Here is a 24,546-nt window from a genome sequence, read left to right as displayed (position 1 = left end):
TCCCGTTGTGCCGATAAGTAATACCGTGGAGGTATTACCATGCGTGTGACGGAAAAGGGTCAGGTGACGATCCCGAAGGATATCCGCGAGCGGCTTGCCATCGAGCCTGGCTCGGAGGTCGACTTCGTCGTGTCCGACGATGGTGTGATGCTGGTCAAGATAGGTGACGGCAAATCCGATTTCGCCGATTTCGAGGCTTGGGCGGCCAGCATCGAGGGTACGTGGGATCTGGACGGCATGACGCCGGACGAATATTTCGAATGGCTGCGGGGGCCGCGCGATGACCTCGACCCTCGTTGATACGAATGTCCTGATCGACATGCTTGGCCCCGGCCGGCCGCAGCGTGCTTGGTCACTCGCCGCGCTGAAGCGTTGCGCGCAGGAGGGCGAGCTCGTTCTCCATCCCGTCGTCTGGTCGGAGCTTGCGACGTCGCCGCTCAGCGAGCTGGAGCTCAACCTGGCGTTCGGCTGGCTGCGCATGCGACGGGAACCTCTTTCCTATGAAGCGGCTTTCGCGGCGGGCAAGGCACATTACGCCTACCGCCGGTCCGGCGGGCTTCGCGAGCGAACCTTGCCCGATTTCCTGATCGGCGCCCATGCCGCCGTGCGCGCCCACCGCCTGCTGACCCGCGATGCGGCCCGCTACCGCAGCTATTTCCCGTCGCTCGACATCATCTCTCCCGAAACCCATCCCTGACGGATCCTTCCATGATCGGCAAACTCAAAGGCACCATCGACGAGATCGGCGAGGATCATGTGGTCCTCGACGTGCACGGTGTCGGCTACGTCGCCCATTGCTCGGCGCGCACGCTGTCGAAGCTCGGCTCGGCCGGCGAGGCGGCGGTGCTCTTCATCGAGACCTATGTGCGGGAGGACCAGTTCAGGCTGTTCGGCTTCCTCACGGCGCTGGAGCGGGAATGGTTCCGGCTGCTGCAGAGCGTCCAGGGCGTCGGCTCCAAGGTGGCGCTGGCGGTGCTTTCGACGCTGACTCCGGGCGAACTTGCCAATGCCATCGCGCTCCAGGACAAGACGGCGGTGTCGCGCGCGCCGGGCGTCGGGCCGAAGGTGGCGGTGCGGATCGTCACGGAACTGCGCAACAAGGCTCCGGCCTTTGCGGGCGAAGCGTCCGCTTCCATCGGGCTCAAGCAGGAGCTCGGCGAGGGCGTGGCCTCGGCACCCGTTGCCGATGCCGTTTCGGCGCTCACCAATCTCGGCTATTCGCGCGACCAGGCGGCCAATGCCGTCGCCGCGGCGCTGAAGAACGGCGGGGAGGGGGCCGACAGCGCCAAGCTCATTCGCCTCGGCCTCAAGGAATTGTCGCGGTGATGCGGTTGCCTTCCTCCGCGGACAATGGGATTAGGGCTCAATGAGCGACGACCACAGACTGCTTTCGCCGGAAAAACGCGGCGAGGACATCGATACCGCCTTGCGGCCGCAGACGCTGGACGATTTCACCGGTCAGGCAGAGGCGCGCGCCAACCTGAAGATCTTCATCGAGGCGGCGAAGAACCGCGGCGAGGCGCTCGACCACGTGCTCTTCGTCGGCCCGCCGGGACTCGGCAAGACGACGCTCGCCCAGATCATGGCGAAGGAACTCGGCGTCAATTTCCGCTCGACCTCCGGCCCGGTCATCGCGAAAGCCGGCGACCTTGCCGCGCTGCTGACCAATCTCGAGGAGCGCGACGTGCTCTTCATCGACGAGATCCACCGCCTCAACCCGGCCGTCGAGGAAATCCTCTACCCGGCGATGGAGGATTTCCAGCTCGACCTCATCATCGGCGAAGGGCCGGCGGCGCGCTCGGTGAAGATCGACCTGTCGAAATTCACGCTCGTCGCCGCGACGACCCGCCTCGGCCTGCTCACCACGCCGCTGCGCGACCGCTTCGGCATCCCGGTCCGGCTCAATTTCTATACCGTCGAGGAACTGGAACTGATCGTGCGCCGCGGCGCGCGGCTGATGGGCCTCGGCATGACGGACGACGGCGCGCGCGAGATCGCCCGCCGCGCCCGCGGCACGCCGCGCATCGCCGGGCGCCTGCTGCGCCGGGTGCGCGACTTCGCCGAAGTGGCGCGGGCCGAAGCGGTGACGCGGCAGATCGCCGACGAGGCGCTGACGCGGCTGCTCGTCGACAATATGGGCCTCGACCAGCTCGACCGGCGCTATCTTTCGATGATCGCCCACAATTTCGGCGGCGGGCCGGTCGGCATCGAGACGATCGCGGCGGGGCTTTCCGAGCCGCGCGACGCGATCGAGGACATCATCGAGCCCTACATGATCCAGCAGGGCTTCATCCAGCGCACGCCGCGCGGCCGTGTTTTGACCGCAAATGCCTGGAAACATCTGGGCCTCACGCCGCCGAAGGATCTGGAGGCGACGCAGTTCAGGCTCGGGCTTGAGGATGAGTGAGCCGGCCCGCCACATGATCCGGATTGACCGCAAGCCGCAGCTTTTCAGCTTCCGGGTGGCGGGCCTGATCTTTCATGAGGGATATATCCTCGCCCAGCGGGGCGTGCAGGACGACTATTGGGCGCTTCCCGGCGGGCGGGCGGAGATCGGCGAGGATTCGCGGGAGACCATCCTTCGCGAAATGCGTGAGGAGCTCCATCGTGAAGCCCGCGTCGAGCGCCTCTTGTGGACCGCAGAGAATTTCTTCTTCTATGAAGGCTATACGGCGCACGAGCTCGGTTTCTACTACCTGCTCTCGCTGGCCGAGCCGTTCCCCTTCCATGAGGAGGACATCGTGCATCGCATTCTGGACGGCGTCGAGGTGGAGTTCGGCTGGCTGAAGGCCACACCGCAGGCGCTCGCCGCGCACCGGCTGAAGCCGCAATTCGTCGCGGACCGCATAGACCGGCTACCGGCTGCGGGCGAACATCTCATCGTCAGGGAAGGGGCAGCAGCTTGACCGGAACGATCCATTCGCTCGCGGGCGAGCTCACCGAAGCGGGCCACCGGCTCGTGCAGCGGGTCTACTACGAGGACACGGATTTTTCCGGCGTCGTCTACCACGCCCGCTACCTGCATTTCCTGGAGCGCGGGCGGACGGATTACCTCCGGCTTCTGGGCGTCGAGCAGGGAAGCCTCGTCCTGGAGGAGGATCGCGAAGGCCTCGTCTTCGTGGTGCACCGCATGGAGATCGACTTCAAGGCGCCGGCGCGCATGGACGACATCCTCACCATCCTGACCTCGACGGAAAAGGCGGGCGGGGCGAAAATGATCCTCAACCAGGAAATCCGCCGCGGCGAGCAGCTTCTGATCGCCGCGCGCGTCATCATCGCCGTCATCAATGCGGCCGGGCGGCCGCGGCGGCTGCCGGAGGCGCTCGCGGCGCGCTTCCTTGCCAAAGCGCAAGAAATTTCCGGTGCGGCGGGCCGGTAACACTCCCTTAACCATAATGATGTCTTACTCGGTTCGTGAGGATTTTGTGCACTGCACGTCATCCTTTAACCAAAATTGCCGTGAAGAAGGCAGGTTGTAAGCGTTTGACCGGCATGGCGGCCGGCGGCATCAACCGGACATTCTTGACGGACTGCGAAGCGGGTGCGGACGAAAATCCTTCCGAGCGACGCGCGTTTGTGAATGCCGAAGCGGCTCCACCTCCCAGGGGATCGCGAAGGCGGGAATGTTACCCGGTTCGGGCTGCCAGATGCCCGTGCCGGGTGTTTGGATTCGGGGTCTAGGTCTATGGAACAAGTGGGTTTGGAAGCGGCAGGCAGCGTGACCCTTTGGGGTCTCTTCATGCAGGCCGGATTCGTCGTGAAGCTGGTCATGCTCGGCCTGATCGCCGCGTCCGTCTGGACCTGGGCCATCGTCGTCGACAAGACGGTGAGCTATGGCCGGGCGCGCCGCCAGCTCGACAGCTTCGAGCAGGTCTTCTGGTCCGGGCAGTCGCTGGAAGAGCTCTATCGCACGCTCTCCGACCGCCAGACCACCGGCATGAGCGCCATCTTCGTGGCGGCGATGCGGGAATGGAAAAAGAGCTTCGAGCGCGGCGCGCGATCGCCCATCGGCCTTCAGATGCGCATCGACCGGGCGATGGACGTGACGCTGGCGCGCGAATCGGAATCGCTGGAAGCCCGGCTCGGGTCCCTCGCGACCATCGGCTCGGCGGCACCCTTCGTCGGCCTCTTCGGCACGGTGGTCGGCATCATGACCTCGTTCCAGGCCATCGCCGGTTCCAAGCAGACGAGCCTTGCGGTTGTCGCGCCCGGCATCGCCGAGGCGCTGCTCGCGACCGCGATCGGCCTTCTTGCCGCAATTCCGGCGGTTATTGCCTACAACAAGTTCTCCGCCGACGCCGGCAAGCTGACGGCGCGCATGGAAGGCTTTGCGGACGAGTTCTCCGCGATCCTGTCGCGCCAGATCGACGAGAAGCTGCAGCCGCGCGCTGCGGCGCAGTGACCGGCCTTTAGAGTATTTACGCAGTTCCGGGCGCAAAGCCGTTTCACGCCTTTGCCGGAACTGCTTCAGACGGAGACGACGCCATGGGCATGTCAGTCGGAGCGAAGAATGCGGGCGGTGGCCGCCGCCGTCGCGGGGGCGGCCGCAGGGCGCCGATGAGCGAGATCAACGTGACGCCGTTCGTCGACGTCATGCTCGTGCTTCTCATCATCTTCATGGTGGCCGCGCCCCTGATGACGGTGGGCGTGCCGATCGACCTGCCGAAGACGCAGGCGAAAGCGCTGAACGCCGATACCCAGCCGATCACCGTTTCGGTCAAGGCCGACGGCCAGATATACCTTCAGGAAACCGCGATCCCGATCGAGGAGGTCGCCGCCAAGCTCCAGGCCGTGGCGACCACGGGCTATACCGAGCGCGTCTTCGTTCGCGGCGACGGCAATGCGCCTTACGGCGTGATCGCCGACGTCATGTCGCGCATCCAGGCCGGCGGGTTCACCAATATCGGCCTCGTCACCGAGCAGAAACCGGACAGGTGATCGCACGCCATGAAGGGCAGCCTCGCCACATCCGCCGTAATCCACACCCTGGTCCTCACCTGGGCGCTGGTTTCGCTCGGCAGCCCGGAAAGCTTCGACGTCGCCGATGTCGAGGCGCTGCCGGTCGACATCGTGTCGATCGAAGAGCTGACGCAAATCCAGCAGGGCGACAAGAAGGCCGAAATGAAGGAAAAGGCCGCGCCCGTTCCGACCAAGAAGCAGACGCCGGTCGAGGATGCGCAGAACGTCGGCGACAACGAGATCGACCTGAAGAACCTGCCGACGCCGGAAGAAAAGCCGCGCGACATCGAGACGGCCGCTTCGCCGGAGAAGGCGGAAAAGGTCGTCCAGACGCCCGACACCAAGCCCGTCGAGGAGGTGAAGCAGGAAGAGCCTGCCAGCGAGCCTTCGACGGAGGTCGCGGCCCTTCCGGAAGCCAGGCAGGAGGTCAAACCCGACCCGAAGCCCGACGCCACGCCCTCGGAGGAAAAGCCCGCCGAAGACCCGCAAGCCGAGGCGCTGCCCGACAAGGTGCCGCTGCCGGTGATGAAGCCGAAGGTGGAGACGGCGAAGACGGAGACCGCCAAGACGCAGGACAGCAAGAAGACGGAGACGGCCAAGGCCGAGACCGCCAAGACGCCGGACCGCAAGAAGGAGCAGAAGAAGAAGCAGGAGAAGGCGAGCTCGCTGAACGACAGCGACTTCAACGCCGACGAGATCGCCGCTCTTCTCAACAAGGAAAAGGCCGCCGGCGGCGGGGCCAAGCGCTCGCAGGAGCAGGCGGCGCTCGGCGGCAAGAAGACCACGACCGGCAGCAAGCTGACGATGAGCGAGATGGACGCGTTGCGCGGCCAGATCCAGAACAACTGGTCGATCATTCCGGGCCTTTCCGACGCCGCCGACGTGCGCATCCAGGTCAAGATGCAGCTCGACCAGAACGGCGACATCATCGGCGAGCCCGAGGTGACCGCGACCGGCGGTTCGGAATCCGCACGCCGCGCGCTTGCCGGCGGTGCGCGCCGCGCCATCATGAAATCGCGGCCCTTCAAGGGCCTGCCCCCGGAAAAATACGATGCCTGGAGCGAAGTCGTCGTGAACTTCGATCCCAGCCAAATGATGTAATGCCAAGTCTCGATGATAGGAGCCCATAGGATGACGTATAGCTGGTCCATGGCCAGGCGCGCAGGGCGATGCTTGCGCATCGCTCAAGCGCCGCAACGACGCCGCAGACCCGCGGGCTCCTATCATCGAGACTTGGTATAAACTAGGGAAGGCCTAGATAGATGTTCAGACGCAATCTCCTCCGACTCCTGGTCATGCTGACCGGCCTTGCGGCGTCTCTGCCGCAGGCCTGGGCGCTCGTGGAAATCAACATCAACAAGGGCAACGTCGAGCCGCTTCCGATCGCTGTCACGGATTTCGTGGCCGGCGGCGACCTCGGCCAGCGCATTACCGACGTGATCGCGGCCGACCTCAAGCGCTCCGGCCTCTTCGCGCCGGTCAACAAGCAGGCCTTCATCGAGAAGATTTCGAATCCCGATCAGCCGCCGCGCTTCGACGACTGGAAGGTCATCAATGCGCAGGCCCTCGTCACCGGCCGCGTGACCCAGGAAGGCGACGGGCGTCTTCGCGCCGAATTCCGCCTGTGGGACACCTTCGCCGGGCAGCAGCTCACCGGACAGCAGTTCTTCACCCAGCCGGAAAACTGGCGCCGCGTCGCGCACATCATTGCCGATGCGATCTATGAGCGGCTGACCGGCGAAAAGGGCTACTTCGATACCCGCATCGTCTATGTTGCCGAGAGCGGCCCCAAGAATGCGCGCAAGCGCCAGCTCGCCATCATGGACCAGGACGGCGCCAATGCGCGCGCGCTCACGAACGCCAACGACATCGTGCTCACGCCGCGCTTCTCGCCGAACCGGCAGGAAATCACCTATATGTCCTTCGAGGGCAACCAGCCGCGCGTCTACCTGCTCCAGCTGGAGACGGGGCAGCGCGAAGTGGTCGGCAACTTTCCGGGCATGACCTTCTCGCCGCGTTTCTCGCCGGACGGGCAGAAGGTCATCATGAGCCTGCAGCAGGAGGGCAACTCCAACATCTATACGATGGACCTGCGCTCGCGCACCACGACGCGCCTCACCTCGACGGCGGCCATCGATACCTCGCCGTCCTATTCGCCGGACGGCACGCAGATCGTCTTCGAAAGCGACCGGGGCGGAAAGCCGCAGCTCTACGTGATGGGGGCCGACGGCTCCAACCAGCGCCGCATTTCCTTCGGCGACGGTTCCTATTCGACGCCCGTCTGGTCTCCGCGCGGCGACCTCATCGCCTTCACCAAGCAGTCGGGCGGCAAGTTCTCCATCGGCGTGATGAAGACGGACGGCTCGGGCGAGCGCATCCTGACGACGGGCTTCCACAACGAAGGCCCGACCTGGGCGCCGAACGGCCGCGTGCTGATGTTCTTCCGCCAGGCCGCCGGCGCAGGGGGGCCGCAGATCTACTCGATCGACCTCACCGGTTACAACGAGCAGCTCATCCAGACGAAGGGCTTTGCCTCCGATCCGGCCTGGTCGCCGCTTCTGGAATAGCACCATATATGAGGCGGGCCTGCCGCGTTCTTGCCGCAAAGTCCTGTAAATCAGGCCGAAAGGCGCGGCGCGGCAGGCCCGCCTCCATTCGAAATGCACGGGGGCCGGGGACGGTCTTACAAGCAATCGTTAACCATACTCGTTGAATGCGGATTAACCGCCCGCGGTTACAGTCTGGCAACCCTGATTGAAAACCGCGCTTCAACGAACTTGACGCAAGAACTGATGCAAGGAGACCGGCTCATGAGCCGCATTCATACTCCGGCCGCTGGCCGCATGCAGACCATCGCCCGCAACCCGGCGATGATCGCCCTGTTCATGTCGCTCGCCCTCGCAGGCTGCGCCTCCAAGAAGAACCTGCCGAACAGCGCCGGCGAACTCGGCCTCAACGGCGGCGCCGGCGCCGCGACGCCGGGCTCGCAGCAGGACTTCACCGTGAACGTCGGCGACCGCATCTTCTTCGACACCGACTCCTCGTCGATCCGTGCCGACGCCGCCGCGACGCTCGACCGTCAGGCCCAGTGGCTGCAGCGGTATCCGAACTACGCGATCACGGTCGAAGGCCATGCCGACGAACGCGGCACGCGCGAATACAACCTTGCGCTCGGCGCCCGCCGCGCTGCCGCTACCCGCCAGTACCTTGCTTCGCGCGGCGTTCCGGCAAACCGCATCAAGACGATCTCCTACGGCAAGGAAAAGCCGGTGGCCGTCTGCGACGACATTTCCTGCTGGTCGCAGAACCGCCGCGCCGTTACCGTTCTCGGCGGCGCAGGCATGTAATCCCTTCCTCGGGGAAGGCATGGAAAGGCGGCCGAGAGGCCGCCTTTCCTTTTTCAACACACTTTGGCCGAACTCCGTTGCTTTTTGAGTGTATTTGGAAAACTCTTCGGCAGCGCTTCGGCGCACAATCGGGACCAACAGGACGAAGATAGATGAAGAAACTTGTCGCGGCAGGCGTTCTCAGTCTCGCAGCGGTAGCAGGCACGGTGGAGCCGATCAGCGCATCGCCGCTTTCGACACTGGCGAACGGCTTTTTCGCAGCCAAGGGCGAACGGGCCGGCAACGGCAACGTGGTCCTGGCCCAGGCCATGGATCCGCGGGTCGGCCAGCTCGAAGAGCAGATCCGCAGCCTCAACGGGCGTATCGAGGAGATGAGCTACCAGCTCCTGCAGATGCAGGAACAGCTCCGCAAGACGCAGGAGGACAACGAGTACCGCTTCCAGGAACTCGAAAGTGGCAAGAGCGGGGGCAGCGGCAAGAGCGGCGCACTCGACAAGCCTGTCAACGGCGGAACCGCCGACCAGCAGATCGCATCGAACGGGGTTCCGGCGGATGATACCGCCGGAACCGGAACGCTCGGCACGCCGGGCGGCGGCGCGCAGCCGCAGGAACTCGGCTCCATCAAGTTCGACGAGAACGGCAATCCGATCGGCGCCGAAACCAATCCGGACCTGAACAACAAGAGCGCCTCGATCGGCAACGACAATGCGCTGCCGGGCGTCGACAGCGGCCTTCCGCAGGCCTCGCAGTCGTCGACCGCCTCGCTCGACAATCCCGACGACCTCTACCAGGCCGCCTACGGCCATGTGCTTTCCGGCGATTACCAGCTCGCCGAGCGCGAATTCCGCGACTACCTCGACATCTTCCCGAACGGCGAGAAGGCGGCGGACGCCAATTTCTGGCTGGGCGAGGCCCAATATTCGCAGGGCAACTTCAACGACGCGGCAAAGACCTTCCTCAATGCCCACCAGACTTTCGGCAAGTCGAAGAAGGCGCCGGAAATGCTGCTGAAGCTCGGCATGTCGCTTGCCGCGCTCGACAACCGCGAAACCGCCTGTGCGACGCTGCGCGAAGTGAACAAGCGCTACCCGAATGCCTCGAAGGCCGTGAAGAACAAGGTTTCTTCCGAACAGAGCCGCCTGTCCTGCTGATTGCGGACGGAGCCAAGGCCGTGGCCCGCGCGGAAAATCCCGTCGTCGAGGCAGCCGACCGCCTGCTCAAGAGTTTCAAAAGCCCCGCAACGCTGCTGATCGCCGTTTCCGGCGGCAGCGATTCGACGGGGCTCCTCGTGGCGCTAGCCACCCTTTCCGCGACCGGGCGCTACCCGCACATCGCCCTTTCGGCCTGTACCGTCGACCACGGCCTTCGCGCCGGTTCGGCCGAGGAGGCCTCCCTGGTCGCGGCGCTTTGCGCGCGGCACGGCATTGCGCACACCACACGCCGCTGGGCCGGGCCGAAGCCTGAGGCCGGCCTGCAGGCCGCGGCCCGCGCCAAACGCTACGAGCTTCTTGTCGAAGCTGCCGGGGCGGCGGGGGCGGATGCGGTTCTCTCCGCCCATACGCGCGACGACCAGGACGAGACCGTCGCGATGCGGGCCGTGCGGTCGCGGGACGGCATCGGCCTTTCGGGCATGGCGGATGCCGTCCTGCTGGATGGCGCCGTCTGGCTGCTCCGGCCGTTTCTCGGCGTCGGCCGGGCGGCGATCCGATCCTTCCTCGTCGCGCAGGGCGAAAGCTGGATCGACGATCCGAGCAACAGCAATCCGCGCTTCGAGCGGGCACGTGTTCGCGCGCGCGACGGTGTCCCGGCCCCGGAGCCGGCACCTGGCGGCAGGCTTTCGCTGGCGCAGCGCGCCGCGGGCTATCTCGCAGGCAGTGTGCAGGCGGACGGCTCCCTCTTCCTGATGGCGCCGCCTGCCGTCGAAGCCGCCTTGTCCGACCCTGCCGCCTGGCGCGGCCTGCTTTTGCTCGCGGCGACGGCGGGCGGGCGGACCCACACCCTTGAGGCCCGTTCCGCGGACCGTCTGCGGGCCTTCCTTTCCAGCGGCACACTGTCGCGGCTGACGGCCGGCCGGGTGGTGTTCGATCGCCGGCGCGACGGGCTTTACCTTTACCGGGAATGCCGCGGCATCGCCGGGATGACCCTTCCACCGGAGGGGAAGGGAGCCTGGGACGGCAGGTACCGCGTGCACAACCGGACGTCGCGCGCCATCGTGGTTTCCGCCTGCGGCGAGGAGGCGGGGCGGCAGAGCGGGGGGCTTCGCGGTCCCGCGCTGCGGGCGCACCGGGCAGCGCCGTGCCTGAAATTCGAGGACGGCGGCAAGGTGGCGGAAGGCGGGGCGGGCGTCGAGCCGCTGATTGCGCCCTATGCCCGTTTCCTGCCGCGCTTCGACCTGCCGATTGCGCAGGCCCTTGCGGATATCGTCGGATGCGGGCGGTTTGTCCATCCGCCGAATGAATGAAGGCGCGCATGGAAGCGTTATGGTAGAATTGCGGGCAGGCATCGGTACGGATGCGCTTTTGCGTCCGGCCGTTGACGATAGTTCGAGAAATGCCCGCAGGCCGCGTGGTTTGCCTTGGCAAGGCCGCAAGGCGACCCTATGTTAGGCGTTGAAGAAACGGCCGGAGACCCCGGCCGGGAAGGTGCCCGGAAAGTTCGATGAATCCCAATTTCCGAAACTTCGCCCTCTGGGCGATTATCGCTCTCCTGCTGATCGCGCTGTTCAGCATGTTCCAGACGAGCCCGGCCCAGACCGGCTCGCGGGAGATCCCCTATTCGCAGTTCCTCAAGGAAGTGGACTCGAGCCGGGTGAAGGAAGTCGTCATCACCGGTAACAAGGTCGTCGGCAGCTATGTCGAAACCGGTGCGACCTTCCAGACCTATGCGCCCAATGGCGACAATACGCTCGTCCAGCGCCTGGAGGCGAAGAACGTCGTCGTCAGCGCACGCCCCGAAACGGACGGCTCGTCCGGCTTCCTCAGCTATATCGGCACGCTGCTGCCCATGCTGCTCATCCTCGGCGTCTGGCTGTTCTTCATGCGCCAGATGCAGGGTGGCTCGCGCGGCGCGATGGGCTTCGGCAAGTCCAAGGCCAAGCTTCTCACCGAAGCGCATGGCCGCGTGACGTTCGCGGACGTTGCCGGCGTGGACGAGGCCAAGCAGGATCTGGAAGAGATCGTCGAGTTCCTGCGCGACCCGCAGAAGTTCCAGCGCCTCGGCGGCCGTATCCCGCGCGGCGTGCTGCTCGTCGGTCCCCCCGGCACGGGCAAGACGCTGCTTGCGCGCTCCGTGGCGGGCGAGGCGAACGTGCCCTTCTTCACGATCTCCGGTTCGGACTTCGTCGAGATGTTCGTCGGCGTCGGCGCGAGCCGCGTCCGCGATATGTTCGAACAGGCCAAGAAGAACGCGCCCTGCATCATCTTCATCGACGAGATCGACGCCGTCGGCCGCCATCGCGGCGCGGGCCTCGGCGGCGGTAACGACGAGCGCGAGCAGACGCTGAACCAGCTTCTCGTCGAGATGGACGGCTTCGAGGCCAACGAGGGCATCATCCTGATCGCCGCGACCAACCGTCCGGACGTTCTCGACCCGGCGCTGCTGCGTCCCGGCCGTTTCGACCGCCAGGTCGTCGTGCCGAACCCGGACATCGTCGGCCGCGAGCGCATCCTCAAGGTGCATGTGCGCAACGTGCCGCTGGCGCCGAACGTCGACCTCAAGGTCCTTGCCCGCGGCACGCCCGGTTTCTCCGGCGCCGACCTCATGAACCTCGTCAACGAGGCCGCCCTGATGGCGGCGCGCCGCAACAAGCGCCTCGTCACCATGCAGGAGTTCGAGGACGCCAAGGACAAGATCATGATGGGCGCCGAGCGCCGTTCCTCGGCCATGACCGAGGCGGAAAAGAAGCTCACCGCCTATCACGAGGCCGGGCACGCCATCGTCGCCCTCAACGTTCCGGTCGCCGACCCGCTGCACAAGGCGACGATCATCCCGCGCGGCCGCGCGCTCGGCATGGTCATGCAGCTTCCCGAGGGCGACCGCTACTCGATGAGCTACAAGTGGATGGTCTCGCGCCTCGCCATCATGATGGGCGGCCGCGTCGCCGAGGAAGTCACCTTCGGCAAGGAGAACATCACCTCCGGCGCCTCGTCCGACATCGAGCAGGCGACCAAGCTCGCCCGCGCCATGGTCACCCAATGGGGCTTCTCCGACCAGCTCGGCCAGGTCGCCTATGGCGAGAACCAGCAGGAAGTCTTCCTCGGCCATTCGGTCGCGCAGCAGAAGAACGTTTCCGAAGCGACCGCGCAGAAGATCGACAACGAGATCCGCCGCCTGATCGACGAGGCCTATTCGGAAGCCAAGCGCATCATCACCGAGCAGCACCACGAGTTCGTGGCGCTGGCGGAAGGCCTGCTCGAATACGAGACGCTGACGGGCGACGAGATCAAGGCGCTCATCCGCGGCGAAAAGCCTTCGCGCGATCTCGGCGACGACACGCCGCCGCACCGCGGCTCGGCCGTTCCGAAGGCCGGCCACAAGAAGGGCGGCGAGCCGGAAGGCGGCCTGGAGCCGCAGCCGCAATAGGCGCCGGTGCCCCATGGATATCCGAAACGGCCGGGAAGAACTTCCCGGCCGTTTTCTTTCGGTAACGGGCTGTAACGAATTCTGATTTCGCGGTTGATGCCCTTGGCCGGCTTTTATGGCAAAGAAGCGCGGATGCTGCGCGTCTTAAGGTTAAAGTTACGCGGCGGGATTAGAGTATTTCCCTTGCCAGTGCCCTGATGTATGGCACTTTGGACGCGGCAGATGGAACGCGTATTGCGCCGGGCGCGGTGGAACGCCGCAAGGACCAGCGATTCAGGAGCGAACATGAAACGTCGTTACTTCGGCACGGACGGCATCCGGGGTCAGTCCAATCTCTTTCCGATGACGCCGGACCTTGCCATGCGGGTCGGCATTGCCGTGGGCACGATCTTCCGCCGCGGCGCCCATCGCCACCGGGTGGTGATCGGCAAGGATACGCGCCTTTCCGGCTACATGCTGGAAAACGCCATGGTGGCGGGCTTCACCGCGGCGGGCATCGATGCCTTCGTCCTCGGCCCGATCCCGACCCCGGCCGTCGCCATGCTGACGCGGTCGCTGCGCGCCGATATCGGCGTCATGATCTCGGCTTCGCACAACCCGTTCTACGACAACGGCATCAAGCTCTTCGGCCCGGACGGCTATAAGCTGTCCGACGAGTTGGAGATGGAAATCGAGGACCTGCTCGAGAAGGACATGACCGCGCAGCTTGCCAAGTCCGCAGAGATCGGTCGGGCAAAACGCATCGACGGCGTCCATGACCGCTATATCGAGCATGCCAAGCGCACGCTGCCGCGCGACGTCACTTTGCAGGGCCTGCGCGTCGCGATCGACTGCGCCAACGGCGCGGCCTACCGCGTGGCGCCGGCCGCCCTCTGGGAGCTCGGCGCGGATGTCGTGACGATCGGCAACGAGCCGGACGGCCTCAACATCAATCTCGACTGCGGCTCGACCCATCCGGCCGCGCTGCAGCGCAAGGTGCACGAGGTGCGTGCCGATATCGGCATCGCCCTCGATGGCGATGCGGATCGCGTGCAGATCATCGACGAGAACGGCAAGATCATCGACGGCGACCAGTTGATGGCCGTCATCGCCGAGAGCTGGGCGGCGGACGGCATGCTGCGGGGGAGCGGCCTCGTCGCGACCGTCATGTCCAATCTCGGCCTCGAACGCTTCCTTGCCGGCAAGGGCCTCGGCCTCCAGCGCACCAAGGTCGGCGATCGCTACGTCGTGGAGCACATGCGCCAGCATGACTACAATGTCGGCGGCGAGCAGTCCGGCCATATCGTGCTGTCCGATTTCGGCACGACCGGCGACGGCCTCGTCGCAGCGCTCCAGATCCTCGCCTGCGTCAAGCGCAGCGGCAAGACGGTGAGCGAGGTCTGCAACCGCTTCGAGCCGGTGCCGCAGGTGCTGAAGAATGTCCGGGTGCAGGCCGGCCAGCCGCTGGAAGATGCGGCCGTGCGCCAGGCCATCGCGGACGCGGAGAGCGAGCTTGCCAGGAACGGCCGTCTCCTCATCCGTCCTTCCGGCACCGAGCCGCTGATCCGCGTGATGGCGGAAGGCGATGATCGCGCCCAGGTGGAGCGTATCGTGGACGAGCTTGTGAGCGTGATCGGTTCGGTCCGCAACGCCGCTTGAACCGCCTCGGAATGTCTTCAAAGAAGGCCGGAGCCTTGCTCCGGCCTTTTCTTTTGGCGGTAAGTCCAAATCGAAACTTTATTTGGTAATGTACCGGATTCGTGAACGGCGATTAACGGATACGGTAAATTTTTGTAGTTAATCGGCCCTTAACCTTTCCTCGTCATTATCCATGCCTGATCAAGGGACTTGGGGACCGGCGTGCCCGGCGTGCCAAGCACAAGCCTATTGGAGTGAGGCCATGAGGAAAGTTTTGAGTGGCGTCGTAGCCGTCCTGCTGACAGGCAGCACGTCGGGCTATGCGGCCGATTTGTACGAGCCGCAGGTCATCGAGGCCCCGGTGCAGGAAACCGTCATCGAAACGGGTGGCTGGTATCTGCGCGGTGATGCGGGCTGGTCCTACAACAAGCTGCGCGGTGCGCACTATTTCCAGGGCTCGAACAGCCTCGTCCGCGACTTCGACACGGCGCGCCTGAAGAGCGGCTTCACCATCGGCGGCGGCGTCGGCTACCAGATCAACGATCACTTCCGCACGGACGTGACGCTCGATTACATGTTCAAGTCCAAGTTCAACGGCTCCACGACCGGCGGCTGCGGCGTCGCCGTGAACTGCACGTCGCGGGACGTCGCCTCGCTGACGGCCCTCAGCCTGCTCGCCAATGCCTATGTGGATATCGGCAAGTACGGCATCTTCACACCTTATGTCGGTGCCGGTATCGGCGGGACCTACGTCAAGTGGGGCGACCTGAAGAATACCTCGTGCGAAAACGGCAATCCGGCGAACTGCGACCCGACCATCATCCACCGCGGCAAGAAGAGCTGGCGTTTCACCTACGCGCTGATGGCCGGTGCCTCCATCGATGTGACCTGCAACCTGAAGGCCGACGTCGGCTACCGTTTCCGCCATGTCACCAAGGGCGAGATGTTCGGTTACAACCTGAACGGCGGCCCGGGCTCCGACAAGGGCTTCTACAGCCACGAGGCGCGCGCCGGCCTGCGCTATTCCTTCAACGGCTGCGAACAGGCGGCTTACATCCCGCCGGCGGACATTCCGATCGAGCAGCCGGTCTACAAGTAGGATTGGCCCACGGTGCATCTTCAAGGCCGCCCTCCGGGGCGGCCTTTTGCGTTCCGGGGAACGGGGCGGAGCCCGGCTTTAACGGTTTCTTCATTCCTTAAGAAATATGGTTAACCAACGGTGTATGGCGGCGCGAGCCGGCCTTGCGCCGGTCGCGCAACCGCCGGGCCGTTCCGGGTCGCTGAGGATCGAGAAAATGTTCCGCCGTATCGCACCGCTTGGCATCGCCGCCGTCGCCGGCCTTATTGCAACGGGCGCCGTCGCGAGCGACATCGACATCATCAACGCACCGGAAATCGATGTCTCGGGAAGCGCCGTCGCACAGGGCTGGTACATCCGCGGCGACCTCGGCTATTCCGGCTGGACGAAAGGCGGCAAGCCCGACTACACGGTCTCCGCGCCGGGCGGGGCGGTTGCCTCGCGCGAGAGCTTTGACAGCGCCCGCTTTTCGGACGATTTCTCCTATGGCGTCGGCGCGGGCTATCAGTTCAACGACGTCTTCCGCGCGGACCTGACGACGGATTTCTTCAGCGGCGATCTTCGCGGCGATTCGAACATCGCGGCGCCCTGCAGCGGCGCGGAGCCGGCGGGAACGAGCTGCGGCTTCAACCACAGGGCCGACTACAGCGCGATCAACATCATGGCCAACGGATATATCGACATCGGCACCTTCGCCGGTTTCACGCCCTATGTCGGCCTCGGTGCGGGCGTGACGCGCGTCAGCTGGGACGATCTCAATTCGCAGGCGTTCTGCGTTTCCGGCGGGGCGGCCTGCTCGGGAACCGCCTATGGTGGAGACGTGCTGGAGGGATACGACAGCTGGCGCTTCACCTACGCCCTGATGGCCGGTGCTACCGTCGACATCACGGAACGGCTCAAGCTCGACATCGGCTACCGCTTCTCCGATACGGCGGGCGGCAGGATGTTCCGGTATGGCGCGGCGGAACGGGGCTGGGGCGCGACCGGCGCCAAGGGCCGCGACGATGGCTTCCAGAAGCATGAATTCCGCGTCGGCTTCCGCATCCCCACCTGGTGAGATGCCGTGCATCGGGTTTATCGCGGCGCGTCGGGCAACCGGCGCGCCGTTTCCGTTGCGCCGGATTATTTTTCATTTCCGACATAACCTGCTTGACTCCGGAAGGCTCCTCTCATATTCCCGGCGGCGGGACACTCCTCCCCAACGAGGAGCTTTCTATCTGGAAGGATAGCCATCATGACGAAGACCGTCACCCCGCCGGACGTGCGTCCGAACAATACCCGTTTCTCTTCCGGCCCGTGCTCGAAGCGTCCCGACTGGTCGCTCGAAGCCCTTTCCGATGCCGCGCTCGGCCGTTCGCACCGCGCCAAGATCGGCAAGGCCAAGCTCAAGCAGGCCATCGATCTCACCCGTGAAGTCCTGGAAGTGCCGGCGGATTACCGCATCGGCATCGTGCCGGCCTCCGACACCGGCGCCGTCGAGATGGCGCTGTGGTCGCTGCTCGGGCCCCGCGGCGTCGATATGGTCGCCTGGGAGAGCTTCGGCTCGGGCTGGGTCTCCGACGTCGTGAAGGAGCTGAAGCTCCCCGACGTGCGCAAGATCACGGCCGACTACGGCCTCCTGCCCGACCTTTCCACGATCGATTTCGATCGTGACGTGGTCTTCACCTGGAACGGCACGACCTCGGGCGTGCGCGTGCCGAACGCCGACTTCATCCCGGCAGACCGCAAGGGCCTTACCATCTGCGACGCGACCTCGGCGGCCTTCGCGCAGGACCTCGATTTCGCCAAGCTCGACGTCACCACCTTCTCCTGGCAGAAGGTTTTGGGCGGCGAGGGCGCGCACGGCGTCATCATCCTCAGCCCCCGTGCCGTCGAGCGTCTCGAAAGCTACACGCCCGCCTGGCCGATGCCGAAGATCTTCCGCATGACCAAGGGCGGCAAGCTGATCGAGGGCATCTTCCAGGGCGAGACGATCAACACGCCCTCCATGCTCTGCGTCGAGGACTATATCGATGCGCTCCTCTGGGCGAAGGAGATCGGCGGCCTCAAGGCGCTGATGGCCCGCGCCGACGCCAATGCCAAGGTGATCTTCGATTTCGTCGGGCAGAACGACTGGATCGAGAACCTCGCCAGGGACCCGGCGACGCGTTCCAACACGTCCGTCTGCCTGACCATTGCCGACAAGGACGTGCTGGCGCTCGATGCCGATGCGCAAGCCGCCTTCGCCAAGGGCCTCGTCTCGCTGCTCGACAAAGAGGGTGTCGCCTATGACATCGGCGCCTATCGCGATGCCCCGTCGGGCTTGCGCATCTGGGCCGGCGCCACGATCGACACCGCCGACCTCGAAGCGCTGATGCCGTGGCTCACCTGGGCCTTCGAGACCCAGAAGGCGACGCTTTCCAAGGCTGCGGCCTGATTTCGCGACCGGCTTCGTCCTTCGGGCGAAGCCAGCTTTGATCCCATATCCCCGGACCTATTGAAGGAGGCCTATCGTGGCACCTCGCGTACTCGTATCCGACGAGCTCTCGGAAACCGCCGTCCAGATCTTTCGCGACCGCGGCGTCGACGTGGATTTCCAGCCGAAGCTCGGCAAGGACAAGGAAAAGCTCGCCGAGATCATCGGCAACTATGACGGCCTTGCCATCCGCTCCGCCACCAAGGCGACGGAAAAGCTGATCGCGGCGGCGACCAACCTGAAGGTGATCGGCCGCGCCGGCATCGGCGTCGACAATGTCGACATCCCGGCCGCCTCGCGCCGCGGCATCATCGTCATGAACACGCCCTTCGGCAACTCGATCACCACGGCCGAGCACGCCATCGCGCTGATGTTCGCGGTCGCCCGCCAGCTTCCCGCCGCCGATACCTCGACCCAGGCCGGCAAGTGGGAGAAGTCGAAGTTCATGGGCGTCGAGATCACCGGCAAGACGCTCGGCGTCATCGGCGCCGGCAATATCGGCTCCATCGTCTGCTCGCGCGCCATCGGCCTCAAGATGCACGTCATCGCCTACGACCCGTTCCTTTCCAAGGAGCGCGCCGAGGAGATGGGTGTGACCAAGGTCGAGCTGGACGAACTCTTGGCCCAGGCCGATTTCATCACGCTGCACGTGCCGCTGACCGACAAGACCCGCAACATCCTTTCGGCCGAGGCGCTCGCCAAGACGAAGCGGGGCGTGCGCATCGTCAATTGCGCCCGCGGCGGCCTCGTCGACGAGAAGGCGCTCGCCGAAGCCATCAAGTCCGGCCATGTCGCCGGCGCGGGCTTCGACGTCTTCGAGGTCGAGCCGGCGACGGAAAGCCCGCTCTTCGGCCTGCCGAACGTCGTGTGCACGCCGCATCTCGGCGCCTCGACCACCGAGGCGCAGGAGAACGTCGCGCTCCAGGTTGCCGAGCAGATGTCCGACTACCTGATCAAGGGGGCCGTCTCGAACGCCATCAACATGCCCTCGATCACGGCGGAGGAAGCGCCGATCCTGAAGCCCTTCATCCGCCTTGCCGACGTGCTCGGCGCCTTCGTCGGCCAAGTCACGGAAAGCGCGATCAAGGAGATCGAGATCCTCTATGACGGCGCAACCGCCTCGATGAACACCAAGGCGCTGACGAGCGCGGTGCTCGCCGGCCTCATCCGCCCGCAGGTCGCGGACGTCAACATGGTCTCGGCGCCGGTCATGATCAAGGAAAAGGGCATCATCCTCTCCGAGGTCAAGCGCGACAAGTCGGGCGTCTTCGACGGCTATATCCGCCTGACGGTGACCACGGCGAACCAGACCCGCTCGGTTGCCGGTACGGTCTTCTCCGACGGCAAGCCGCGCTTCATCCAGATCAAGGGCATCAACCTGGATGCGGATGTCGGCAGCCACATGGTCTACATCACCAACACCGACGTTCCGGGCATGATCGGCTTCATCGGCACGACGCTCGGCGAGGCGGGCGTCAATATCGCCAACTTCCAGCTCGGCCGCGACAAGCAGGGGGGCGACGCGATCGCGCTGCTCTACGTGGATGCGGCCGTCTCCGAAGACGTCCTGAACAAGCTGCGCACCAATGAGGCGATCCGCCAGGTCAAGCCGCTCGTCTTCAACGTCGACTGACTTCGTCCTCCCAAGACGGACAGGAAGGGCCTGCCGGATCGATCGTCCGGCGGGTCTTTTCGTTGCCGGCCTGTCTTGCCGCGCGTCACTCGGCCGCTTTTTCCTTCGGCCGGCCCCATTCGGCAATCGCGATGCCGCCGAGGACGAGGAGGAGGGCGACGACGTGGAAGACGTGAAGCGTCTCGCCGATCAGGAAGACGGAAAGAATGGTGCCGAAGACCGGGATGGCGTTGATGAAGAGGCCGGCGCGGTTGGCGCCGATCATCTCGACGCCGCGCACGTAGAGCACCTGGGAGAGGAGCGAGGGGAAGATGCCGGCATAGAGCACGACGGCCCAGCCCGTCGCGTCCGGCAGGATGGCGGCATCGCGTGAAATCTCCCAGAGGAGCAGGGGGATGGCGCTTATGAGCGCGCCGAAAGCGGGGGCGGCGATGAAGCTCTGCCAGTGCAGGTCCGGTTTCCAGCGCAGCGACACGGTGTAGGCGGCATAGACGATGCAGGCGAGAAGCATCAGGGCATCGCCGAAATTGAATTCAAGCTCCGCAAGCGCCGAGAATTCGCCATGAGCGGCTGTTACCAACACCCCGACCAGGGTCACGCTGAAGCCGGCGATCTGGGCAGGCGACGCCTGGATGCGGAAGAGCAGGAAGTTGAAGACGAAGATCAGCATCGGAATGCCGGCCTGCTCGATGACGGCATTGATGGCGCTGGTATGGCCGAGCGCCGTATAGAGCAGCGCGTTGAAGGCGGTGAAGCCGAAGACGCCGTAGAGCAGAAGCTGCAGCCAGTGCCTGCGGATCACCGGCCAGTCCCGTTTCACCTGCGGCAGCATGAGGACGAGGATGACGGCGAGGGCGATGATCCAGCGAAGCGTCGTCAGCACCATCGGGCTCACGTGGCCGACGGCAAGCTTGCCTGCGACCGAGTTCGCGCCCCAGAAAAGTGCGGTGACGGACAGGTAGAAATAGGCTCTGCTGTTCAATGCGGCATATCCGGACGGTGGAAGGGTGCGCGCGAGGTGCGCTGGCGGGTGCCTCACATAAGGCGAAAAACCGCGGAATGTCATGCAAAAACCGGAGTGCGGCCGTCATAACAGGGTCGCATTCCCAAAGACAACACAGTATAGATGCGCGGGTTTCAGTCAGGCGCACGCGCTTAAGCGCGAAAACAGGAAAGTTGAAATGACGAACGTCGTGGTGATCGGATCGCAATGGGGTGACGAAGGCAAGGGCAAGATTGTCGACTGGCTTTCCGAACGCGCCGATATCGTGGTGCGCTTCCAGGGCGGTCACAATGCCGGCCACACCCTCGTCATCGACGGCACGAGCTACAAGCTGTCGCTGCTGCCCTCCGGCGTCGTCCGGCCCGGCAAAATGGCGGTCATCGGCAACGGCGTCGTCGTCGATCCGCATGCGCTGATCGCCGAGATCGACAAGCTGGAAAAGCAGGGCGTGAAGATCTCGCCGGAAAACCTGCGCATCGCCGACAACGCCACGCTCATCCTGTCGCTGCACCGCGAGCTCGACGGCATCCGCGAGGACGCCGCCTCCAACTCCAATTCCGGCGTGAAGATCGGCACGACCCGCCGCGGCATCGGCCCGGCCTACGAGGACAAGGTCGGCCGCAGGGCCATCCGCATCATGGACCTTGCCGACCTCGACACGCTGCCGGGCAAGGTCGAGCGCCTCCTGACGCACCACAACGCGCTTCGCCGGGGCCTCGGCGAAAGCGAGGTCACGCATGAGGCGATCATGCAGGAGCTGACCTCGGTGGCCGAGCGCGTGCTGCCCTACCGCGAGACGGTCTGGCTTATGCTCGACAAGGAGCGCCGCCGCGGCGCGCGCATCCTGTTCGAGGGCGCGCAGGGCTCGCTGCTCGACATCGACCACGGCACCTATCCGTTCGTCACCTCGTCCAACACGGTCGCCGGCCAGGCCGCCGCGGGTTCCGGCATGGGGCCGGGCTCGCTCGGCTATGTCCTCGGCATCACCAAGGCCTACACCACCCGCGTGGGCGAGGGCCCGTTCCCGACGGAGCTCAACGACGAGATCGGCCAGTTCCTCGGCGAGAGGGGGCACGAATTCGGCACGGTCACCGGCCGCAAGCGCCGCTGCGGCTGGTTCGACGCCGCGCTCGTGCGCCAGTCGGTCGCCACCAACGGCATCACCGGCATCGCGCTCACCAAGCTCGACGTGCTGGACGGGCTCGACGAACTGAAGATCTGCGTCGGCTACAGGCTCGACGGCAAGGAGATCGACCACCTGCCGGCGAGCCAGGGCCAGCAGGCGCGCGTCGAGCCGGTCTACATCACGCTCGAAGGCTGGAAGGAATCGACCGTCGGCGCGCGCAGCTGGGCGGACCTGCCGGCCCAGGCGATCAAATATGTGCGTCAGGTCGAGGAACTGATCGGCGCGCCGGTCGCCCTGCTGTCGACCAGCCCGGAGCGGGACGATACCATACTTGTGACCGACCCGTTTGAGGACTAATCTCAAGCTCAACACCAGTTCCGTGACGTATTCCAATAGGATAGCGCGCGGACACGACGGAAAGTTCTGATGGCGGATTTTGTAGCAGTCATTCGGAGGGCCGTGGACGGCCTCTCGGACAACAATGCCGAGATGCGGCAGAAGGTTTACGAGAAAGCCCGCGGCGCTGTCCGCCGGCAGCTCGAATCCATGAACCCGCGCCCTTCCGATGAACTCGTGAAGCGCCAGCTCGACAAGCTCGAAGCGGCGATCAGCGCCGTCGAGAGCGACCATGCCGAGGCGCTGCCCGCCGAGGAGCCCGCGCCCGCGCCCGTCGAAGAGGTGGCTCAGGAAGAGATCGTGCAAGCCGAGCCGGCGGCGGAGGAACCCGTTGCCGTCGCGGAGCCGGAAGACGAACCTGCCGGGGCGGAGCCCGAGCACGAAGGCGAGCCCATAGCGGAGCATCGCGCGGAAGAGGCGCCGGCCGACGAGCCGGCGGCAGAAGAAACCGTCATCGAGGAGCCCGCGGCTGAGGAGCCTGCGGGCGACGAGCCGGTGGCCGAGGCCGTTGTTGCCCAGCCGGTGCCCGAACCGGCCGTCGAGGAAGAGGCTGTCCGCGAGGAACCTGTCGCCGTCGAAGCCCATACCGAACCGTCCTGGCAGGTGGAAGCCGAGCCTGCGGACGATTACGTACCCTCCTGGCATGAGCCGGAGCGTGACCTTGCCGCCGAGGCGGGCGCCGAAACCGTCGAGGCGGTCGAGCCCGAGCCTGATGTCTATCCGGTTCACGACGAGGAGGCCCCCGACGCCGAACCGGTGGCGGAGGCGCGCATGCCCGCCGCCGAAGCGCAATGGGACTGGAACGAAGCGGCGGCCGTGACGATCGGTGCGGAGAACCGCGACGAGGCTGCGGCCGCAACCTCCGATCCGCTCTCTTGGGAATGGCCGGAAGAGAAGGCGTCGCAGCCGGAGAACGGGCAGGAACAATCCTCCCAGAAGAGCGACTGGGACGACCTCGAAGACCTGATGGGCTATGTTCCGAAGTCGGAGCCCGCTGCCGCGGCTGCGGCCGCGACGGACGCCGGCGCTGCCGCAGCCGCATCGACGGTCACGGCGGAGACCGTCCGCACGCAGCAACGATCCTTCCGTGCGGAGCCGCGTAAGTCGCGCCTCAATCTCGGCGCGCTGGCCGCCACGCTCGCGCTCATCGCGATCGTCGGCGGCGCCGGCGCCGCCTACTGGTTCAACCGCGATGCGGTGAACGACTGGGTCAACGAGAAGGTCGCGTCCTTTACCGCGCCGTCGACGGACGAGCCGTCCGGGACCCCGCAGACGACCGATACGACCGAAGGCGGGCGCAACCTGCCGGCGGACACCACTCCGTCGTCCGAAACCGCGCAGACGACCGACAACACGTCCGGCGCCGGCGGAAATACCGAGGTCGCCGCCGCGACTCAGAACGGCAGCGGCAAGTTCACCCAGCGCCTGCTGGCGGACGGTTCGGAAGTGGACGAGGGACCCGCCCCGGCGCTCGATGGCGGCGCGGCGGAAGAGGGCAAGTCCGTCGCCGCCCAGTCCACGGAAACGGCTGGCGTGGCAACCGAAGGCGGTACGGCTGCCACCGACGGCGCCACCACGAACGGCCAGACACCCGTCGCCGGCACCGAAGGAGCGGCGCAGACGCCTGCCGGCACCGGAAACGCAACGACCGCCGACACGCAGAACCCCGCCGGGACGGGCGAGCAGGCGGGCGCCATCGGCGTCACGCAGAAGATGTTCCTCTACGAGGAACGCCTCGGCCAGACGGCGCCGACGGCGATCGAGGGCACCGTCGCCTGGTCGAGCGCCGAGGAGTCGCCGGGCGGCGACGCCAGGCCGGAGCCGGTCGTGCGGGCGCAGATCAATGTGCCTTCGAAGGGGCTGACGGCATTGGTGACCTTCCGCCGCAACGCCGACCGCTCGCTGCCGGCCAGCCACCTCATCGAGCTCGTCTTCTCCTTGCCCGAAAACTTCGAGGGCGGCGGCATCGAAAGCGTGCAGCGCGTGGCGATGAAGCGGACGGAGCAGGACCGCGGCGACGCGCTGATCGCCGTGCCGGCGAAGATCACCGACGACTTCCATATGATCGCGCTCAACGACTTCCCCGAGGCGATCTCCAAGAACACCGACCTGCTGCGCACGCGCAGCTGGATCGATATTCCGATCACCTACCGCAACGGCCGCCGCGCGCTGCTGACGCTCGACAAGGGCACGGCCGGCGCGGAGGCCTTCGACAAGGCGATGCGCGCCTGGCAGACGGCGGGCAACCCGAACAGCCAGTAAGGCACCCCTGAAGAGCCTAAAGCAAAGGCCCGGCATTGCTGCCGGGCCTTTTTCAGTTTGTCGAAGAAGCCTTGCGGCTCACGGATAGG

22 protein-coding genes are annotated in these 24,546 nt (G+C 65.5%); 21 read left to right on the top strand and 1 reads right to left on the bottom strand.

All coding sequences use genetic code 11. The annotated features are described in order from the left end of the window. The first annotated feature begins 39 nt into the window (after nt 1-39). From ACIIOY_RS04350 to serA, 19 genes are all read left to right on the top strand, one after another. Nucleotides 40-300 (top strand): AbrB/MazE/SpoVT family DNA-binding domain-containing protein, encoded by a 261-nt coding sequence (locus ACIIOY_RS04350; RefSeq protein WP_411033405.1) that lies wholly within the window; start codon nt 40-42, stop codon nt 298-300. After that, on the top strand, nt 281-697 hold the full coding sequence (locus ACIIOY_RS04345) for a type II toxin-antitoxin system VapC family toxin (protein ID WP_411033404.1): 417 nt from the start codon (nt 281-283) through the stop codon (nt 695-697). Before ACIIOY_RS04350 ends, ACIIOY_RS04345 begins: the two co-directional genes overlap by 20 nt. Before the next feature lie 11 nt (nt 698-708). Then, nucleotides 709-1,326, top strand: coding sequence for a Holliday junction branch migration protein RuvA (gene ruvA, locus ACIIOY_RS04340; protein WP_411033403.1), 618 nt, complete (start codon nt 709-711; stop codon nt 1,324-1,326). Between the two features lie 40 nt (nt 1,327-1,366). After that, a complete protein-coding gene (gene ruvB, locus ACIIOY_RS04335; protein ID WP_411033402.1) occupies nt 1,367-2,407 on the top strand; it encodes a Holliday junction branch migration DNA helicase RuvB in 1,041 nt (346 codons plus the stop codon). A gap of 13 nt (nt 2,408-2,420) precedes the next feature. Continuing rightward, nucleotides 2,421-2,906: an NUDIX hydrolase gene (locus tag ACIIOY_RS04330; RefSeq protein ID WP_411033401.1), complete on the top strand. Its 486-nt coding sequence runs from the start codon at nt 2,421-2,423 to the stop codon at nt 2,904-2,906. Then, entirely contained in the window at nt 2,903-3,379 is a 477-nt protein-coding gene (gene ybgC, locus ACIIOY_RS04325) for a tol-pal system-associated acyl-CoA thioesterase (RefSeq protein ID WP_411033400.1), read from the top strand. Before ACIIOY_RS04330 ends, ybgC begins: the two co-directional genes overlap by 4 nt. Nucleotides 3,380-3,685: 306 nt before the next feature. Next, nucleotides 3,686-4,402, top strand: coding sequence for a protein TolQ (gene tolQ, locus ACIIOY_RS04320; RefSeq protein ID WP_411033399.1), 717 nt, complete (start codon nt 3,686-3,688; stop codon nt 4,400-4,402). Between the two features lie 83 nt (nt 4,403-4,485). Further along, entirely contained in the window at nt 4,486-4,938 is a 453-nt protein-coding gene (gene tolR, locus ACIIOY_RS04315; protein ID WP_411033398.1) for a protein TolR, read from the top strand. A 9-nt stretch (nt 4,939-4,947) separates the two neighbouring features. Then, on the top strand, nt 4,948-6,060 hold the full coding sequence (gene tolA, locus ACIIOY_RS04310; protein WP_411033397.1) for a cell envelope integrity protein TolA: 1,113 nt from the start codon (nt 4,948-4,950) through the stop codon (nt 6,058-6,060). A 161-nt stretch (nt 6,061-6,221) separates the two neighbouring features. After that, complete coding sequence (tolB, locus tag ACIIOY_RS04305; RefSeq protein ID WP_411033396.1) at nt 6,222-7,526, top strand: Tol-Pal system beta propeller repeat protein TolB; 1,305 nt, start codon at nt 6,222-6,224, stop codon at nt 7,524-7,526. Between the two features lie 243 nt (nt 7,527-7,769). Then, nucleotides 7,770-8,306: a peptidoglycan-associated lipoprotein Pal gene (gene pal / locus ACIIOY_RS04300; RefSeq protein WP_411033395.1), complete on the top strand. Its 537-nt coding sequence runs from the start codon at nt 7,770-7,772 to the stop codon at nt 8,304-8,306. A gap of 152 nt (nt 8,307-8,458) precedes the next feature. Continuing rightward, nucleotides 8,459-9,457 carry a tol-pal system protein YbgF gene (gene ybgF / locus ACIIOY_RS04295; RefSeq protein ID WP_411033394.1) on the top strand — a complete coding sequence of 333 codons (999 nt, stop codon included), beginning with the start codon at nt 8,459-8,461 and terminating at the stop codon, nt 9,455-9,457. Between the two features lie 20 nt (nt 9,458-9,477). After that, the gene (gene tilS, locus ACIIOY_RS04290; RefSeq protein WP_411033393.1) at nt 9,478-10,767 is read left to right on the top strand and encodes a tRNA lysidine(34) synthetase TilS; all 1,290 of its coding nucleotides are present in this window, start codon (nt 9,478-9,480) and stop codon (nt 10,765-10,767) included. A gap of 197 nt (nt 10,768-10,964) precedes the next feature. Then, entirely contained in the window at nt 10,965-12,887 is a 1,923-nt protein-coding gene (gene ftsH / locus ACIIOY_RS04285) for an ATP-dependent zinc metalloprotease FtsH (protein WP_411033392.1), read from the top strand. Nucleotides 12,888-13,172: 285 nt separating this feature from the next. Next, a complete protein-coding gene (glmM, locus tag ACIIOY_RS04280; RefSeq protein WP_411033391.1) occupies nt 13,173-14,525 on the top strand; it encodes a phosphoglucosamine mutase in 1,353 nt (450 codons plus the stop codon). A gap of 241 nt (nt 14,526-14,766) precedes the next feature. After that, nucleotides 14,767-15,603, top strand: coding sequence for an outer membrane protein (locus ACIIOY_RS04275; protein WP_411033390.1), 837 nt, complete (start codon nt 14,767-14,769; stop codon nt 15,601-15,603). Nucleotides 15,604-15,799: 196 nt separating this feature from the next. Next, on the top strand, nt 15,800-16,639 hold the full coding sequence (locus ACIIOY_RS04270; RefSeq protein WP_411033389.1) for an outer membrane protein: 840 nt from the start codon (nt 15,800-15,802) through the stop codon (nt 16,637-16,639). 177 nt (nt 16,640-16,816) lie between these two features. Further along, nucleotides 16,817-17,998, top strand: a complete 1,182-nt coding sequence (locus tag ACIIOY_RS04265; protein WP_411033388.1) for a phosphoserine transaminase — start codon at nt 16,817-16,819, stop codon at nt 17,996-17,998. 76 nt (nt 17,999-18,074) lie between these two features. Continuing rightward, nucleotides 18,075-19,670 carry a phosphoglycerate dehydrogenase gene (gene serA / locus ACIIOY_RS04260; protein WP_411033387.1) on the top strand — a complete coding sequence of 532 codons (1,596 nt, stop codon included), beginning with the start codon at nt 18,075-18,077 and terminating at the stop codon, nt 19,668-19,670. Between the two features lie 85 nt (nt 19,671-19,755). Here serA and ACIIOY_RS04255 read toward each other — a convergent pair whose 3' ends face one another. Then, complete coding sequence (locus ACIIOY_RS04255) at nt 19,756-20,652, bottom strand: DMT family transporter (RefSeq protein ID WP_411033386.1); 897 nt, start codon at nt 20,650-20,652, stop codon at nt 19,756-19,758. A 199-nt stretch (nt 20,653-20,851) separates the two neighbouring features. Between ACIIOY_RS04255 and ACIIOY_RS04250 the strand changes: the two genes are divergently transcribed. Together ACIIOY_RS04250 and ACIIOY_RS04245 are read left to right on the top strand one after the other, a co-directional pair. After that, on the top strand, nt 20,852-22,156 hold the full coding sequence (locus ACIIOY_RS04250; protein ID WP_411033385.1) for an adenylosuccinate synthase: 1,305 nt from the start codon (nt 20,852-20,854) through the stop codon (nt 22,154-22,156). A 69-nt stretch (nt 22,157-22,225) separates the two neighbouring features. Next, nucleotides 22,226-24,457 (top strand): hypothetical protein, encoded by a 2,232-nt coding sequence (locus ACIIOY_RS04245; protein ID WP_411033384.1) that lies wholly within the window; start codon nt 22,226-22,228, stop codon nt 24,455-24,457. Nucleotides 24,458-24,546 lie beyond the last annotated feature (89 nt).

This window comes from Shinella agrisoli, assembly GCF_046557955.1.
Lineage (GTDB): Bacteria > Pseudomonadota > Alphaproteobacteria > Rhizobiales > Rhizobiaceae > Shinella.
The sequence above is the reverse complement of the archived record's forward strand: the minus strand, read 5'-3'. Positions and strand labels throughout refer to the sequence as shown.

Coding starts and splice junctions, on each gene's coding strand:
- ACIIOY_RS04345 (WP_411033404.1), top strand. CDS start 281: ATGACCTCGACCCTCGTTGATACGAATGTCCTGATCGACATGCTTGGC.
- ftsH (WP_411033392.1), top strand. CDS start 10,965: ATGAATCCCAATTTCCGAAACTTCGCCCTCTGGGCGATTATCGCTCTC.
- tolQ (WP_411033399.1), top strand. CDS start 3,686: ATGGAACAAGTGGGTTTGGAAGCGGCAGGCAGCGTGACCCTTTGGGGT.
- ACIIOY_RS04250 (WP_411033385.1), top strand. CDS start 20,852: ATGACGAACGTCGTGGTGATCGGATCGCAATGGGGTGACGAAGGCAAG.
- ACIIOY_RS04265 (WP_411033388.1), top strand. CDS start 16,817: ATGACGAAGACCGTCACCCCGCCGGACGTGCGTCCGAACAATACCCGT.
- tolA (WP_411033397.1), top strand. CDS start 4,948: ATGAAGGGCAGCCTCGCCACATCCGCCGTAATCCACACCCTGGTCCTC.
- ybgF (WP_411033394.1), top strand. CDS start 8,459: ATGAAGAAACTTGTCGCGGCAGGCGTTCTCAGTCTCGCAGCGGTAGCA.
- ACIIOY_RS04275 (WP_411033390.1), top strand. CDS start 14,767: ATGAGGAAAGTTTTGAGTGGCGTCGTAGCCGTCCTGCTGACAGGCAGC.
- ACIIOY_RS04330 (WP_411033401.1), top strand. CDS start 2,421: ATGATCCGGATTGACCGCAAGCCGCAGCTTTTCAGCTTCCGGGTGGCG.
- tolR (WP_411033398.1), top strand. CDS start 4,486: ATGGGCATGTCAGTCGGAGCGAAGAATGCGGGCGGTGGCCGCCGCCGT.
- ACIIOY_RS04270 (WP_411033389.1), top strand. CDS start 15,800: ATGTTCCGCCGTATCGCACCGCTTGGCATCGCCGCCGTCGCCGGCCTT.
- ruvA (WP_411033403.1), top strand. CDS start 709: ATGATCGGCAAACTCAAAGGCACCATCGACGAGATCGGCGAGGATCAT.
- ACIIOY_RS04245 (WP_411033384.1), top strand. CDS start 22,226: ATGGCGGATTTTGTAGCAGTCATTCGGAGGGCCGTGGACGGCCTCTCG.
- tolB (WP_411033396.1), top strand. CDS start 6,222: ATGTTCAGACGCAATCTCCTCCGACTCCTGGTCATGCTGACCGGCCTT.
- glmM (WP_411033391.1), top strand. CDS start 13,173: ATGAAACGTCGTTACTTCGGCACGGACGGCATCCGGGGTCAGTCCAAT.
- ACIIOY_RS04350 (WP_411033405.1), top strand. CDS start 40: ATGCGTGTGACGGAAAAGGGTCAGGTGACGATCCCGAAGGATATCCGC.
- ruvB (WP_411033402.1), top strand. CDS start 1,367: ATGAGCGACGACCACAGACTGCTTTCGCCGGAAAAACGCGGCGAGGAC.
- pal (WP_411033395.1), top strand. CDS start 7,770: ATGAGCCGCATTCATACTCCGGCCGCTGGCCGCATGCAGACCATCGCC.